The following is a 15,626-nucleotide window of genomic DNA, read 5'->3' on the forward strand; positions in this document are numbered from 1 at the left end:
TCAGTCCGATCCGTCGGCGACGCCCACCCACGCGCCATCCGTGGCAGAGCTGTGCTCGACGGCGTCGAGCACCCGCTGCACGTGCAGCCCGTCGGCGAACGACGGCCGCGGGGACGAGCCGGCGGCGATCGCGTCCACGAAGTCCTTCGCCTGGTTGGCGAAGCCGTGCTCGTAGCCGAGCATGTGCCCGGCCGGCCACCACGCGTCGACCCAGGGATGCTCGGGCTCGGTCACGATGATGGTCTTGAAGCCCTGCTCGACCGTGGGCTCGGTCGCGTCGTAGAACTCGAGCGCGTTGAGGTTCTCGAGGTCGAACGCGATCGAGCCGAGCGAGCCGGAGATCTCGATGCGCAGGGAGTTCTTGCGGCCCGTGGCCATGCGCGAGGCCTCGAACGTGCCGAGCGCACCCGAGGCGAACCGGCCCCGGAAGAGCGCGAGGTCGTCGACCGTGACCTCGCCGTACTCGGTAGCGGGTTCCGACGACGCGGAACCGGCGATCGCGCCCGAGCTGGACCCCGCGGACAGCGGCCGGCGGCGCACGAACGTCTCGAGCACGCCCGAGACCTCGCTGAGTCGCAGGCCGGTCATATACTGCGCCAGGTCGACGGCGTGGGCGCCGATGTCGCCCAGGGCGCCGGACCCCGCGCGGTCCTTCTCGAGTCGCCAGGTCATCGGTGCCGCCGGGTCGACCAGCCAGTCCTGGAGGTAGGACGCGCGCAGGTGGCGCACCTCGCCGATGCGCCCGTCGGCGATGAGCTGGCGCGCCAGGGCGGTGGCCGGCACGCGGCGGTAGGTGAAGCCGAGCATCGAGCGGATGCCGCGAGCCGACGCGGACTCGGCCGCGCGGGTCATCGCCTCGGCCTCGACCGTCGAGTTGGCCAGCGGCTTCTCGCACAGCACGTGCTTGCCGGCCTCGAGTGCCGCGATCGCGATCTCGGCATGGCTGTCGCCGGGGGTGACGATGTCGACCACGTCGATGTCGTCGCGTTCGACGACCTGGCGCCAGTCGGTCGAGACCTCGCTCCAGCCCCACTTCTCGGCGGCCTCGCCGGCACGGCCCGGATCTCGCCCGACCAGCACGTCCATCGTCGGCTGCAGCGGGAGGTCGAAGAACCTCGGCGCCACGCGCCATCCCTGCGAATGGGCGGCTCCCATGAAGCCGTTGCCCACCATCGCGACGCGGAGTCGTTCAGCCATGCGGATCGAAGCCGCCTTCCTGTGTAGGGGAGGCCGGGCGCCCGTGGGCGCCCGGCCTCGAGGGTGTTCGGATCAGGACTCGAACGCGAACTCGATGTACTGGTCCACGTTGTCGGCCGTCACGACGGGTGCGTCGAGCACGATGCGGTTCGGGACGCTCGGCGTGTAGAGGTCGCTCATGGTCTTGCCCTGCGCGATGAGGCGCGCGAGCGCGATGCCGTCGGCCGCCTGGGTCGACGGGTAGATGACCGTCGCCTCGAGCACCGAGTCGCCCGACTCGATGGCGCGCATCGCGTTCGCGCTGCCGGCGCCGCCGACCATGAAGAACTCGTCGCGGCCGGCCGCCTCGATCGCAGCGAGGACGCCGACGCCCTGGTCGTCGTCGTGGTTCCAGATCGCGTCGATCTCGGGAGCCGCCGACAGCAGCTGCGAGGTCACCGCCTCACCACCCTGGATGGTGAAGTCCGCGGCGACGCGGTTGCTCACCTCGAGGCCGCAGTCCGCGAGCGCGTCGGCGAAGCCGCGCGAGCGGTCCTGCGTGAGCGGCAGCGAGTCGATGCCCGCGATCTCGGCGACCACCGCGTCGTCCTGGCCCTCGAGGCGCTCGCAGATGTAGTTGCCGGCCGAGACGCCCATGCCGTAGTTGTCGCCGAGGATCGTCGCGCGAGCGGCGGCGGGGTCCGAGAACTCACGGTCGACGTTGATGACGGGGATGCCGGCCTCCATCGCCTGGATCGCGGCCTCGGTCAGCGCCGCGCCGTCGGTCGGCAGCAGCACGATCGCGTCGACGCCCTCGTTGACGAAGGTCTCGACCTGGCTGATCTGGAGGTTGGCGTCGTTGGTGCCCTCGGCGACGCGCAGCTCGACGTCGTCGTACGACTCGGCCGCGGCCTGCGCGGCGGAGTTGATGGCGCCGAGCCAGCCGTGGTCAGCGGCGGGGCCGGAGAAGCCGATGACGACCGTGTCGCCCGAGGCGGCGTTCTCCTCGGCTGAGTTCTGGTTCTCGGTCACGCTCGATCCCGAGTCGCCCGCGGTGCAGCCCGCGAGCAGGCCGGCGACGGCGAGCGAAGCTCCCGCCATGACGAAGGCGCGAGCACGTGAAGTGCGCTTGACGCTCATTGTGGTTGTCCTCTCGTTGGATGTGACGCAGCGCCGTCAGATGGACTTCATCCACCCGAGTGCGACCACACCCGACGGAGTCCACGTTGACGTTTCGTCACCGTAGCAGAAGATCACCCGCATTGCGCAACTTATGCACGATGATTGTCGAAAGTGGGACAGCTGGCCGACACGACCCTCGAAGTCGGTACTCGCGCACGATCGCCGAGGGGGCCAAGATGAGACTTGCTTCTTGGCGAGATGGAGTTATGATTCCAGAGTGATCAAAGACGACCATTCTCCGGCATTACTCCGAATGAGCGGCATCTCGAAGAGCTTCGCCGGCGTGCAGGCGCTGAAGGGCGTCGACCTCGAGATCGTCGCCGGCGAGGTGCACTGCATCCTCGGGCAGAACGGCGCCGGCAAGTCGACGCTGATCAAGACGCTCGCGGGCGCGCACACTCCCGATGAGGGCACCATCCTCTGGAACGGCGAGGAGGTGACGCTCTCCTCCCCTCAGGACGCCATCGCGCTCGGCATCGCCACGATGTACCAGGAGCTCGACGTGGTCGACGGGCTCTCGATCGCTGAGAACATCTTCCTCGGGCACGAGCTCGAGGTCGGGGGCTTCCTGCGCACCGGCGAGGCGAACTCGCGCACGCGCCAGTTGCTCAAGCGGCTCGGGCACTCCAACCTCTCCCCCACGCGCGAGGTCGGCTCGCTCAGCGCGGCGAACAAGCAGATCGTCAGCATGGCCCGCGCCTTGAGCCACGACACCAAGCTGATCATCATGGACGAGCCGTCGGCGGTGCTCGACAGCGAGGAGGTCAAGAACCTCTTCCGCGTCGTGCGCGAGCTCACGGCCGACGGCATCGCCGTGGTCTACATCACCCACCGGCTCGAGGAGATCCGCGAGATCGGCGACCGCATCACGGTCCTGAAGGACGGGCGGAGCACCGCGAACGGGCTGCCCGTCGCCGACACGCCGACCGCCGAGCTGATCCGCCTCATGACCGGTCGCGAGGTCGCGAACGTGTTCCCGCCCGCGACGCCGGTCGAGCCGTCCGCCCCCGTCAAGCTCGAGGTCGAGGGCCTCACGCTCGACGGCGTGTTCCACGACATCAGCTTCAGCGTGCGCGCCGGAGAGATCGTCGGGCTGGCGGGCCTCGTCGGGTCGGGCCGCTCCGAGATCCTCGAGACGATCTACGGCGCCCGGCGCGCCACCGGCGGCTCGGTCCAGGTCGACGGCCGCGAGCTGCGCCGAGGCTCGGTGCGCCACGCCGTCCGTGCCGGCGTCGGGCTCTCGCCCGAGGAGCGCAAGAGCCAGGGGCTCCTGCTCGACGAGCCCATCTACCAGAACGTGACGCTCGCCTCCTTCACGCAGTACGCGCGGGGCGGCTTCGTCAACGAGCGGGCCGAACGCCGCGTCGCCCAGGAGCAGATCTCCGCGCTGCAGCTGCGACCCGCCGATCCCGAACGTCCGGCACGCACCCTCTCGGGCGGCAACCAGCAGAAGATCCTCCTCGCGCGCTGGCTCGTCAACCGCACGTCCGTGCTGCTGCTCGACGAGCCCACCCGCGGTGTCGACGTCGGCGCCCGCGCCGAGATCTACGCCCTCATCCGCAAGCTCGCAGCGAATGGCGATGCCGTCGTCATCGTCTCGAGCGAGATCGAAGAAGTCCTCGGACTGGCCGACACGGTCCTCGTCATCGCCGACGGCCGGGTGCTCAGCACCGTGAAGGCAGACCAGATCGACGAGCACCGCGTGCTCGACCTCATCATGGAAGGAACCGCCGCGTGAGCGAGCAGCAGTCGCAGACCATCACCTCTGCCCAGAACGATCCCGACCAGCTGGCCCCGACCGAGCGCCGCTTCTCGGCCAAGTCGCTCCTCAGCGGCTCGGTCGGCCGCAACCTCGGCCTCGTCCTCGCCTTGCTGGCGCTGTTCGTGGTCGGCGCCATCACCGCGGGCGACCGGTTCACGAACATCGACAACATCCTCGTGATCCTCCGCCTCGCCTCCATCATCGGCGTCATCTCGATCGGCATGACGTTCGTGATCATCGGCGGCGGCATCGACCTGTCGGTCGGCTCGGTCATGGGCCTGGCCTCGGTCGTCGCCACGCTGAGCGCCGTGCAGGCCGCAGCCGAGAACTCGACCTGGCTCGTCATGGTCTTCGTGGCCCTCGCGGTCGGCCTCGCGGCCGGCTTCATCAACGGCATCGTCATCGCGTACGGCAAGGTGGTCGCGTTCATGGCGACCCTCGCGATGCTCGTCGCGGCACGAGGTCTCGCCGAGATCCTCGCCAACCGCCAGACCCAGGTCGTCCGCATCCCCGAGTACATCGAGTTCATGAACCTCGACCTGATCGGCATCGACATGCTGATCTGGATCTTCATCCTGGTCGCGGTCGGCGGCTGGATCCTGCTGAACCGCACCACCTTCGGCCGACGCACGATCGCGATCGGCGGCAACCGCGAGGCCGCCCGCCTCGCCGGCCTCGCCGTGCGCCGCCACACGATCTACCTGTACGCCCTCGCCGGCCTCACCGCCGGCATCGCCGCGGTCATGATCCTCGGCCGCACCACGGCCGGCACGTCCACCCACGGCACGCTCTACGAGCTCGACGCGATCGCCGCGGTCGTCGTCGGCGGCACGCTGCTCGCGGGTGGTCGAGGCACGATCACGGGCACGGTGTTCGGCGTGCTGATCTTCGCGACGCTCACCAACGTGTTCACCCAGAACAACCTCTCCACGTCCGTCCAGGCGGTCGCGAAGGGCGTCATCATCGTGATCGCCGTGCTGCTCCAGCAGCGCTTCTCCGGACAGGGGTCGCGAACGCAGTAGCGTCCCTCGATCTGGGGCGACGGCGAACGGACGGGTGCGTGCGAATCCATGCGAGGCATGACATGGGCTATGGGAGGATCGAAGGATGGTTGACGTAAGTGCGGGGGGCTCCCGGCCCCACGTGAACGCGCTCGGATCGACCGCGATGAGCGACCTCTTCCAGATCCTCCGCGACGGTCAGCCGCGCACCCGCAGCGAGCTCGCGGCCATCACTGGCCTCGCGCGCACGACGGTCGCCATGCGCATCGACGCCCTCACCGACCTCGGCCTCGTCGGCCCGGTCGGCGAGGCCGCGTCGACCGGCGGGCGCCCGTCCTCCCTCTTCGCCATCACCGCGAGCGATCGGTACGTGATCGGCGTCGACATCGGCGCCTCGCACGTGCGGGTCGCGCTGAGCGACATCACGGGTCGCGTGCTCGAGGAGACGAACTCGATCATCGCGGTGTCCGAGGGCCCGAGGATCGTGCTCGACCGGGCGGTCGCCTCGGCTCGCGAGCTCATCGAGCAGGCGGGCCGGCGCATCGAGGACCTCCTGGCGATCGGCGTGGGCGTCCCCGGCCCCGTCGAATTCAGCTCGGGCCGGCCGATCAACCCCCCCATCATGCCCGGCTGGGATCGCTTCGATGTCGCCGGCTGGATCCGCCAGGAACTCGACGTCCCGGTGCTCGTCGACAACGACGTGAACATCATGGCCCTCGGCGAGCGCGAGCGCGCCTGGCCCGACGTCGATCACCTCCTGTTCGTCAAGATCGCGACGGGCATCGGCGCGGGCGTCATCTCCGGCGGCTTCCTGCAGCGCGGCGCCCAGGGCACCGCGGGCGACATCGGTCACGTGTACGTGTCGCGCGGCGCCGAGATCGCGTGCAACTGCGGCAACTTCGGATGCCTCGAGGCCCTCGCCTCGGGCAGTGCGATCGCGCGTGCGCTCACCGCCGACGGCATCCCCGCGAGGAACTCGCGCGACGTGGTCGACCTCGTGAAGAACGGCAACGTCAAGGCGATCCAGGCGGTCCGCCAGGCCGGGCGCGACATCGGCGAGGTGCTCACCACGTGCCTGAGCCTCATGAACCCGTCGGTCATCGTGCTCGGCGGGGCGATGGCCGAGGCGGGCGAGCACCTCATCGCGGGCGTCCGCGAGGTCGTCTACCGACGCTCGATGCCGCTCGCGACCGAGGCGCTGCACATCACCCTCTCGCAGACGGGGGCCGATGCGGCGGTGCTCGGCGCCACGATGCTCGCGATCCACCACTCGCTCTCGCCCGCCAACATCGAAGCGATGATCGCCGCGTCGTCGGCCGGGCTCATGCGCGCGGTGAAGTAGGCGCGCGACGTCGCTTCGGTGAAGTCGGCGCCGCGCGTCCGTCGCGGCCGTCCACTGGTGGCGGTCGGGGGTACCGTGGTCGGGTGACCGACACCCCGTTCGCGCTCTTCGACCTCGAGTCGGTCGCGCCGCGCGTCGCGTCGGCCCTCCGCGAGCCGGTGCATCCGCACGAGCGACGCATCGTCGCCGACGCGGGCGACCGCGTCGCGTGGCTCAAGGCCCGGTCCCGGGGCGTCACGGCGACGGATGCCGCGAAGCTCGCGTCCGCGGCATCCGTGAAGGCTGCGGCGAACGAGAAGCTGTACGGCACACCCGGCCGCGGGTTCGGCGGGAGCCGCTACACCGACCACGGCCGCTCGCGCGAACCCGTGATCGCCGAGTGGGTGCGACGCGAGCACGGCATCGCGCCGTCGAGCCTGCTGTTCCACGCCGAGCGCGACCGACGCCATCTCGCCACGCCCGACGGGCTGCGCGTCTCGACCGTCGGTGCGGTCGAGCTGTGCGAGATCAAGACCACCTCCAAGCCGTGGCGCGGCATCCCACGCGGCTACCTGCGGCAGGTGTGGTGGCAGCAGTACGTGCTCGGCGCCGAGCGCACGCTCATCGTCTGGGAGCAGCACGACGGCTTCGTGCCCGTCGGCGACCCGCAGTGCCGCTGGGTCGACCGCGACGAGAACCAGGTCGCCCAGCTCGTGCTGCTCGCCGACCTGCTGCTCGAGGCGATCCGGCCGCAGCCCGGCGCACCCGAACCGGTCGGCTACCGGGAGTCGCCCGAGCGCGCGTTCTACCGCCCGGGGCCGCTCGCTTGACGTCTGAGGTCGTGCTCCTGCACGGACTCGGTGCAGCGCGCAGCCAGCCGCTCGGGCTGTTCGGGCCGGTGCTCGACGGGCTGGGCGTGCCGCCCGGCCCGATCGCGGCACCCGACGTGCGGGCGCACGGCGCGTCCACGCTCATCGGCGAACCGGGCGACTTCGCGCTCGACCGGCTCGCGCGCGAGGTCGCGGAGTCGACCCGAGCGATGCTCGGCCATGCGAGCGGCGCCGCCGCGGCATCCGCCCCGCCCGCCGGCGTGCCGACGAGGCCGCTCACGATCATCGGCATCTCGATGGGCGCCGCGCTCGCGCTGCGGATCTGCCTGCTCGGCCTGCTGCCCGTCGAGCGCGCGGTGTTCGTGCGCCCCGCGTTCGGCGACCGGTCGCTTCCGCCGAACCTGCGGGCCTTCCCCGTGATCGGCGAGCTGCTGCGTGAGCTGGGCCCCGCCGCGGGCGCCGAGCGGTTCCGGCACACCGACCCGTACGTGCGCGTCGCGGACGAGTCCCCGGCCGGCGGGCGTGGGCTGCTCACGCAGTTCACCGCACCGGATGCCGCGCGGCGGGCGATGCGCCTCGTCGAGATCCCGCGCAACCGAGCGTTCGACGCCGACGGCGATCTCGGCGCGCTCGCGAGCCGCGGCATCCGCTCGCTCGTGGTCGGCGCGCCCCGCGACCCGGTGCACCCCTTCGCGCTGGCCGAGCGCTGGGCGGGCGGCCTCGGCTCCCCGCTCGAACGCGTGCCGCCGCGCGACGACGGTCAGCCCGCCCAGGATGCCGCGATACGCGCGATCGTCGGCGGATGGCTCAGCCGGCCCTGACCGGCTCGTCGAGGTCGTCGGGCTCGCCCACGCCGGCGACCGAACCCCGCGCGGGCGCCGCCACCACCTCGTGCGGCCACGGCGTTCGGCTCAGCGCGAGCACCCCCGCGCCCACGAGGAGGATGAACGCCGCGATCGCGATCACGTAGACCGCGACGCCGCCGTACCCCGCCTCCTGCGCAGGATTCAGGAACGGATACGGGTACCAGCCCACGATCGGGCCGCGGATCAGCGAGTACACCGCCCATGCGAGCGGGAACAGCGCGATGGTCCACAGCCGCGCCCACGGGATGCGATGACGCCCGGGCGCGAGCACCCAGTCGGCGACGACGTAGAGCGGCGCCCACACATGCAGGATCTCGTTCGACCACGGCACGGTCGTGGCCTGGTCGAGCGAGATCTCGCGCAGCAGCAGGTTGTAGACGACGAAGGTCGTCGCCATGTACGTCACCGCGCATGCACGGACGAGGTTGAACCAGGCGGGGTCGTCGCGCCGGGTGAATGCGAGCCAGGCGCCGGCGAGCAGGACCAGGGCGGTGAGCGCGTTCGAGAGGATCGTGAAGAAGCTGAAGAAGTTCACGATGAACCCGGCTCGGTCGGGCACCATCGACCAGCTCACGACGAACTGCCCCACGATGGCCACGATCACTGCGGCCGCCGCCGCGATGCGGAGCACCCCGAACAACGCGCGCATGCCGATCCCCCTCGACTCCCCCGGTGCTCGCAGCCTAACCTGCCCCAGAATGGACGCACGGGAGGCGAGCGGATGGCGGATGCGATGCGGGCACTGGTGATCGACGAGGCGGGCGAGGGTGCCGAACTGCGGGTCCGCGAGGTGCCGCGCCCCACGCGCGTGTCCGACGAGGTGCTCGTGCGCGTGGTCGCCGCCGGCGTGAACCCCATCGACCGCAAGACCAAGCTCGGCAAGGGGGTGGCGGCCGCCATCCCGTCGTTCCCCGCGGTGCTCGGCAACGACTTCGCGGGCGTGGTCGAGGCGGTGCCGTACGCGGCGCATCCGCTGCAGCCCGGCGACCGGGTGTACGGCATGACGCGCGTGCCGCGCGGTTCGGGCAGCTATGCCGAGTACGTGAGCGTCTCGTCGATGAGCGTCGCGCCCATGCCCGTGGCGGCGAGCTTCATCGAAGCGGCGGGGGTCCCCTGCGCCGCCCTCACCGCGTGGGGCGCGGTCGTCGATGTGGCTCGTGCACACGACGGGCAGCGCATGCTGATCCACGCCGGAGCCGGCGGGGTCGGTCACTTCGCGGTACAGCTCGCGAGCTACTTCGGGGCGCACGTCACCGCGACCGGCTCACCCCGCAACGCGGAGTTCCTCACCTCGCTCGGTGCGCGCCGCGTGATCGACCACACCTCCGAGCGGTTCGAGGATGTCGCAGGCGAACAGGACGTCGTGATCGACCTGGTCGGCAATGTGGTCGACGACACCGGCACGCGGTCGCTGCGCGTCCTGCGCCGTGGCGGACTCGTCGTGAACGTGCCGACGCGGTCGTGGCCGACCATGGCCGAGGAGGCGGAGGCCGCCGGCGTGCGCGCCACGGGCTACTCGGTCTCCCCCGACGCACGGACGCTCTCGGTGATCTCGCGGCTCATCGACGACGGGTCGGTGCGCGTGCACGTCGACGACGAGTACCCGCTCGACGAGGGCGAGGCCGCGCACCGCCGGCTCGCAGAGGGGCACGTGCGCGGCAAGCTCGTCCTGCGCGTCGCGCCCGATCCCGACTGACGCGGCCGGCCGGGAGGACATCGCGCGGTCGGGAGGACGGCCTCCGCCGTCGCGACCTCCGCAGCCCGCGATCTCCTCCCGGCCGGGTTCACGCGGTGGGCGTGCTGCCGCCGAGCAGCGCCGACCCGAGTTCGCTCCGCAGGTAGAGCACGCTGCGGCCGTACCGGGTGCTGACGAGCAGCCCGGCATCCCGGAGCGCGCGAAGGTGCTGGTTCACCGCGCTCGGCGTCACGCCGAACCGCACGCCGAGCTCGGTTGACGAGGCCGGATCGCCGAGCGCCGCGAGCAGCGAGGCGCGGGTCTCGCCGAGGATGCCGGCGACCGCGGCCGGGTTCGCGACGCGCTCGGCCTCCCAGAGGGCGCCCTGTCCGCGCGCCGGGTACATGACCATGGGCGGGCCCAGGCCGACGGGCGCCGACGCGCGACGGGTGAACATGGTCGGCACGAGCGTGAGTCCGGTGCCGTCGATGCGCTGCGTGCGATCGGTGGGGTCCTTGAGCCGCACCGACAGGATGTCGCCGTCGTAGTCGATCGTCGCCGAGAGCCCGTTGAGCATCGCCCCGAGGCCGCCCTGCGCGATCTGCCGGCCGCGATGCACCACGTCGGCCTCGAGCACGGCGCGCATGCGCGGCCAGTACGGCGCGAAGCACGCCTCCCACAACTCCTCCAGCGCGCGGACGATGCGGCGCAACGCATGCCGCTCCGACCCGGCGAACACGTCGGGCATGCGACCATGAACGGCGAGCAGGTCCCGACGGAAGTCGGCGGGCGGCGTCGCGGCGAGCCGGGCGAGTTCGTCATCGAGCCGGGTGAGCGGAGACGCCGGTCGCGGGTTCAGGAAATCGGGCGTCCACAGTCGCTCGTCGATGAGTGCGGCGAGGACGTCGTGATCGAGTCCCGCGCGGGCGACCTCCGTGCGCGCGAGCCAGGGCAGCTGCAGCGGGTAACGAGACGGCTCGCGGATGGCGCGGAGCGAGAGGCCGAGCTCGCACAACGGCGAGATGCCGAAGCGCACGGCCGCGACATCCTGCTCCTCGAGCACGTACCGCAACATGTAGCAGAACGCTACATCGATTCCGTAGCTCGTGCAGCGCTGGCAGAACGGAGAGGTGACCGTCGCCCCCAGTCGTCCCCCGCTCCTCTCCCGCACCCTCGCTCCGCTCGCCGATCCCGTGCTCCGCGTCCTGGTCGTCGCGACCCTGATCAGCCGCGTCGGCCGCGGCATCTTCCTGACCGTCACCGTGCTCTACTTCACCTTCGTGGTGGGCCTGCCCGCCCATGAGGTCGCCATCGTGCTCTCGCTCGCGAGCGCCGCGGGCGTGCTGTCCTCGCTCGCGGGCGGATGGCTCGCCGATCGCGTCAGCGCTCGCGCCCTGCTGATCGGGCTCTCGGTCGCCGACGGCGTCGGCCTCATCGCGTACGTCTTCGCGGGCGACTTCGTCACCGCGCTCGTCATCGCCGTGAGCGTGGGCGCGGTCGAACAGGCGGCGAACGCGACGCGCACCGCGATCATCGCGCGCGCGTTCACCGGCGAGCAGCGGGTCGAGGCCCGCGCGGTGCTGCGGACCGTCACGAACCTCTCGATCGCCGCGGGCTCGGGGATCGGCGCGATCGCGCTGCTCGTCGGCACGCCCGAGGCGTACCGGGCCACCATCGTCGGGGCCGGCGTCGCCTACCTGCTCGGCGTCACCCAGCTCGTGCGGCTGCCGCGCACCGGCGACGCCCCGGCGCAGCCCCTCGCGGCGCCGGTCACGACGGCGACCGGTTCGACGGATGTCGCGGCCTCCGCCCGCGCCGAGCGCGTCGCGTTGCGCGCGCACTCCCCCTGGCGCGACCCGCAGTACCTGCTGCTGACCCTGTGCAGCGCGGTGTTCGGCATGCAGTTCGGCGTCTCGGACGTGGGCGTTCCGTTATGGATCGCGCATCACACCGCGGCGCCCGAGGTGCTCGTCGCGTTCGTGCTGGTGCTGAACACCGCGATCGTCGTGCTCTTCCAGGTGCCGCTCTCGCGCGGCACCCACGACCTCCGAGTCGCGGGGCGCGTCTCGGCGATCGCCGCCTGGCTGATGGCGGGCGCGTGCGTCGTCTACGCGCTCGCGGCGGGCCTGCCGACGTGGGCCGCGGTCGCGGTGGTGCTCGTCGCGGCGCTCTCGCACGCGTTCGCCGAGGTGCTCTCGCAAGCCGGCGGCTGGGGTCTGAGCTTCGAGCTCGCCGACCCCGTGCGCGCGGGCACCTACCAGGGCGTCTTCTCGATGGGGTATTCGCTCGGCGCGATGTGCGCGCCGATCGTGGTCGCGTCGACCGCACTCGAGCACGGACTCGCGGGATGGGCCGTGCTCGGCGCGATCTTCCTCGCGTCGGGCCTCGGCACGTGGGCGATCGCGCGCCGTGCGGTGGCCCGCGGCGCGGACGATGAGCGCGTTTCAGGAAAGGGGAAGCTGCTCAGGACCGGATCCGCAGTTGCGTCCTGATCCGCCTCCGATCTCCTGAAACGGTGAGAAGCCGGCGGGGTGCGCAGGCGACCCTGAGCGTGGCGTCGGATGTCGCGACTAGCGTGACGGCATGAGCGCCGCGCCGTCCGTCGTCTGGTTCCGCGACGACCTGCGCGTCGCCGACCATCCTGCCCTGCACGCGGCGGTCGAGCGCGGCGAGCCGATCGTCGCGGTGTACGTGCTCGACGAGGAGTCGCACGGCATCCGCCCGCTCGGCGGGGCCGCGAAGTGGTGGCTGCACCACTCGCTCGCGTCGCTCGCGGCCGACCTGCGCGATCGCGGCGTGCAGCTCGTGCTGCGGCGAGGACCGGCGGGTCGCGTCATCCGCTCGCTCGTCGACGACGTCGGCGCCGGCGCCGTGTACTGGAACCGTCGGTACGGGGGCGCCGAGCGAGCCGTCGACACCGACCTGAAGACGTGGCTGCGCGATGCCGGCCGCGAGGTCGAGAGCTTCGGTGCATCCCTGCTGTTCGAGCCGTGGACGATCCGCACCGGCTCGGGCACCCCGTTCTCGGTGTTCACGCCGTTCTGGAAGGCGTGCCTGGCCGCCGACGAGCCGCGACGTCCGCTGCCCGCGCCATCCGAGCTCGACGGGTTCGGCGGGCCGAGCGGGCGCGGCGGCCCGGCGAGCGACGACCTCGACGACTGGGCGCTGCTCCCGACGGCGCCCGACTGGGCCGGCGGCCTCCGCGACACATGGAAGCCGGGCGAGGCGGCCGCGCATCGCCGGCTTCTGGAGTTCCTGCACGACGACCTCGGCGACTACGCGACCGGCCGCGACCGCATGGACCGGCAGACGACGAGCCGCCTCTCACCGAGACTGCGCTGGGGCGAGCTGAGCCCGCATCAGGTGTGGCACGCGACGCGCGACCGAGCGGGCGGCACGGCGGGGGCCCGCACCTTCCTCTCCGAAGTCGGATGGCGCGAGTTCGCGTGGCACGTGCTGTTCCACTTCCCGGATCTCGCGACGAAGAACTGGCGGGCCGAGTTCGACGCATTCCCGTGGCCGCGGCTGCATCCCTCGGCGCTCACCGCGTGGGAGCGCGGGCGCACCGGCGTGCCGGTCGTGGACGCCGGCATGCGGGAGCTCTGGCACACCGGCGTGCTGCACAACCGCGTGCGCATGGTCGCCGCGTCGTTCCTCACCAAGAACCTGCTCATCGACTGGCGCCGCGGCGAGCAGTGGTTCTGGGACACGCTCGTCGACGCCGACCACGCATCGAACCCGTTCGGCTGGCAGTGGGTCGCGGGCTCGGGTGCCGATGCCGCGCCGTACTTCCGCGTGTTCAACCCCGAGCTGCAGCGCGAGAAGTTCGACCCCGACGGCGCGTACGTGCGCCGCTGGGTGCCCGAGGTCGGAACCGTCGAGTATCCCGAGCCGATCGTCGACCTCAAGGCGACGCGCGAGGCGGCGCTCGCGGCGTACCAACACGTGAAGGCGGCGCGATAGGTCAGGGCAGCGCGAGGCCACCCGACTTCTTGTCTGGGCTGCGCGGCTTACGTTACGAGCCTTGCACATTCTGTTGACACGACGACATAAGTTCGCGAAGGTTGGCTGACGTGCTCGATGGCGAGTCGAGGGCGACGCAGCTCTCACGAAAGGGAACCCACCATGTGTTACGGATTCGACGGCGACCAGGCGATGCAGGCATCACGCCCCCAGCGCGGCATCAGCAGGCGCGGAGTGCTGGTGGGGCTGCTCGGTGCTTCCGCCGCCGCGCTCTCGCTCGGCGGCGGAGCGATGCCGGCGGCCGCCGACGTCGCGACCAAGCCGTGGAAGCGCGTGCCCCCCGGCAAGATCAGCATCCAGCTCTGGACGGTTCGTGAGGCACTGGGTGCACCGTGGGGCCCCGGCGACTACGACACGACGCTGCGCGCGATCGCCGAGCTGGGCTACCCGCGCGTCGAGCAGGCGCTCGGCTACTTCGGTCGGTCGGCGGCCGAGCTGCGCGCGTTCTACGACTCGATCGGCATCCGTGCCAGTTCGTCGCACGACGGGGTGTCGGCCGACGACGCGGCACTCGCGATCAAGCTCGAGAACGCGGCGACACTGGGGCAGAAGTACCTCAACGTGCCCTACTTCGCCTCGAACTCCCTGGCCGACTGGCAGGGGCTCGCCGATCGCATGAACGTCGAGGCGCAGGCCGCGGTCTCGTACGGCATCGCGTACGGATACCACAACCACGCCCACGAGTTCACGACCGACCTCGGCGGCGGGCGCACGCCGTGGCAGGTGCTCACCGAGCGGCTCGACCCTTCGCTCGTCCACCTCGAGGTCGACCTGTACTGGGCGGTCACCGGCGGCGCGGACCTCGGCGAGGCCGACCCGGTGCAGTTCGCCATCGACACGATCCACGAGGCGCCGCAGCGGGTGCGCCAGTTCCACGTGAAGGACCGCCACCTCGACGGCGACATGGCCGACCTGGGCACCGGCACGATCGCGTTCGACCGGATCTTCGCGGCGCACGCGGTCGAGGAGTACATCGTCGAGAACGACACCCCCGATGTCACGCCGCTGCAGACCGCCGAAGTGGGGTACGACTACCTCCGGTCGCTCCGGTTCTGACCACGCCTACCAGGAGGGCGTCCGATGTTCGTCGAGGCTCACTTCGACGGCAGGGCGCCCTCCACAAGCGCGGAGCCGAAGCGGCTCCGACGGGGAGCACGGTCCGATCGGTCAGGGCAGCGGGCGCTCGAGCACGTGGTCGTGCTCCCAGCGATCACCGATCTTGAAGCGCTTCGAGCCGACGATGGCGAAGCCGTGCTTCTCGTAGAAGCGGATGGCGCGCGCGTTCTCCTCGTTCACGCCGAGCCAGACCACGGGGGCGCCCTCACGGGACGCCTCGGCGAGCGTCACCCGCATGAGCTCGCCCGCGACGCCGCGTCCGTGCGCGGCAGGGTGCGCGTACATCTTGCTCAGCTCGACGGCAGGTCGACCCGACACGGCGGCCGCCGCATCCGCATCGGCGGGCACGCCGTCCGCCGTGCGGATGAGCATCGACCAGCCCACGAGGCCGTCGGTGCCGTCGAGCTCGCCCCGCCACGACTGGTCGCCGGCGTCGTCGGCGACCGCGACGAGCAGCGTGCGATCGCGGTCCGTCAGGTACTCCGCGAACCGGTCGCGCGTGAGGTGCCGAGCGATGAACTCCGAGATCGCCCGGGCGGTGGTCGAAGGCGGGCACGCCAGCGGGAACGTCACGGCGGCGAGCGCCGCGAGCGCCGCGGCATCCGCCGGGCCCGCGGGTCGGATCTGGATGGTCACCACGGCAACATACCCCCGGCGCGAACCCGTTGAGCGAA

The 15,626-nt window shown here is 71.4% G+C and carries 14 protein-coding genes; 9 read left to right on the forward strand and 5 right to left on the reverse strand.

All coding sequences use genetic code 11. The features are described from left to right. Positions 1–1,197, reverse strand: coding sequence for a Gfo/Idh/MocA family protein (locus ACFQ58_RS14555; protein WP_376951871.1), 1,197 nt, complete (start codon positions 1,195–1,197; stop codon positions 1–3). Between the two features lie 72 nt (positions 1,198–1,269). Continuing rightward, positions 1,270–2,316, reverse strand: coding sequence for a substrate-binding domain-containing protein (locus tag ACFQ58_RS14560; RefSeq protein WP_376951872.1), 1,047 nt, complete (start codon positions 2,314–2,316; stop codon positions 1,270–1,272). A gap of 295 nt (positions 2,317–2,611) precedes the next feature. Between ACFQ58_RS14560 and ACFQ58_RS14565 the strand changes: the two genes are divergently transcribed. The 5 genes from ACFQ58_RS14565 (at position 2,612) to ACFQ58_RS14585 (ending at position 8,093) form a co-directional block, all read left to right on the forward strand. Beyond that, positions 2,612–4,096 (forward strand): sugar ABC transporter ATP-binding protein, encoded by a 1,485-nt coding sequence (locus tag ACFQ58_RS14565; RefSeq protein WP_376951873.1) that lies wholly within the window; start codon positions 2,612–2,614, stop codon positions 4,094–4,096. 50 nt (positions 4,097–4,146) lie between these two features. Further along, entirely contained in the window at positions 4,147–5,142 is a 996-nt protein-coding gene (locus ACFQ58_RS14570) for an ABC transporter permease (RefSeq protein ID WP_376952032.1), read from the forward strand. A gap of 145 nt (positions 5,143–5,287) precedes the next feature. Next, positions 5,288–6,463 carry an ROK family protein gene (locus ACFQ58_RS14575; protein WP_376951874.1) on the forward strand — a complete coding sequence of 392 codons (1,176 nt, stop codon included), beginning with the start codon at positions 5,288–5,290 and terminating at the stop codon, positions 6,461–6,463. An 83-nt stretch (positions 6,464–6,546) separates the two neighbouring features. Further along, the gene (locus ACFQ58_RS14580; protein ID WP_376951875.1) at positions 6,547–7,272 is read left to right on the forward strand and encodes a YqaJ viral recombinase family protein; all 726 of its coding nucleotides are present in this window, start codon (positions 6,547–6,549) and stop codon (positions 7,270–7,272) included. Then, the gene (locus tag ACFQ58_RS14585) at positions 7,269–8,093 is read left to right on the forward strand and encodes a hypothetical protein (RefSeq protein ID WP_376951876.1); all 825 of its coding nucleotides are present in this window, start codon (positions 7,269–7,271) and stop codon (positions 8,091–8,093) included. The genes ACFQ58_RS14580 and ACFQ58_RS14585 overlap by 4 nt, the downstream gene beginning before the upstream one ends. Here ACFQ58_RS14585 and ACFQ58_RS14590 read toward each other — a convergent pair. Continuing rightward, a complete protein-coding gene (locus ACFQ58_RS14590; protein ID WP_376951877.1) occupies positions 8,080–8,787 on the reverse strand; it encodes a Pr6Pr family membrane protein in 708 nt (235 codons plus the stop codon). The genes ACFQ58_RS14585 and ACFQ58_RS14590 overlap by 14 nt on opposite strands. A gap of 72 nt (positions 8,788–8,859) precedes the next feature. Between ACFQ58_RS14590 and ACFQ58_RS14595 the strand changes: the two genes are divergently transcribed. Then, on the forward strand, positions 8,860–9,834 hold the full coding sequence (locus ACFQ58_RS14595; RefSeq protein WP_376951878.1) for an NADP-dependent oxidoreductase: 975 nt from the start codon (positions 8,860–8,862) through the stop codon (positions 9,832–9,834). A gap of 88 nt (positions 9,835–9,922) precedes the next feature. On the opposite strand, the gene ACFQ58_RS14600 is transcribed toward ACFQ58_RS14595, so the two are convergent. Continuing rightward, positions 9,923–10,888: a DUF5937 family protein gene (locus tag ACFQ58_RS14600; protein WP_376951879.1), complete on the reverse strand. Its 966-nt coding sequence runs from the start codon at positions 10,886–10,888 to the stop codon at positions 9,923–9,925. Positions 10,889–10,943: 55 nt separating this feature from the next. Here ACFQ58_RS14600 and ACFQ58_RS14605 point away from each other — a divergent pair, with 55 nt between their 5' ends. The 3 genes from ACFQ58_RS14605 to ACFQ58_RS14615 all read left to right on the forward strand — a co-directional run bounded on the left by ACFQ58_RS14605 (position 10,944) and on the right by ACFQ58_RS14615 (position 14,892). After that, positions 10,944–12,305 carry an MFS transporter gene (locus ACFQ58_RS14605; protein ID WP_376951880.1) on the forward strand — a complete coding sequence of 454 codons (1,362 nt, stop codon included), beginning with the start codon at positions 10,944–10,946 and terminating at the stop codon, positions 12,303–12,305. A gap of 91 nt (positions 12,306–12,396) precedes the next feature. Next, complete coding sequence (locus ACFQ58_RS14610; protein ID WP_376951881.1) at positions 12,397–13,776, forward strand: cryptochrome/photolyase family protein; 1,380 nt, start codon at positions 12,397–12,399, stop codon at positions 13,774–13,776. Between the two features lie 162 nt (positions 13,777–13,938). Beyond that, positions 13,939–14,892: a sugar phosphate isomerase/epimerase family protein gene (locus ACFQ58_RS14615; RefSeq protein WP_376951882.1), complete on the forward strand. Its 954-nt coding sequence runs from the start codon at positions 13,939–13,941 to the stop codon at positions 14,890–14,892. Positions 14,893–15,003: 111 nt separating this feature from the next. On the opposite strand, the gene ACFQ58_RS14620 is transcribed toward ACFQ58_RS14615, so the two are convergent. Next, a complete protein-coding gene (locus ACFQ58_RS14620) occupies positions 15,004–15,588 on the reverse strand; it encodes a GNAT family N-acetyltransferase (RefSeq protein WP_376951883.1) in 585 nt (194 codons plus the stop codon). Positions 15,589–15,626 lie beyond the last annotated feature (38 nt).

It is taken from the genome of Agromyces sp. NPDC056523, from assembly GCF_042794545.1.
Classification (GTDB): domain Bacteria; phylum Actinomycetota; class Actinomycetes; order Actinomycetales; family Microbacteriaceae; genus Agromyces.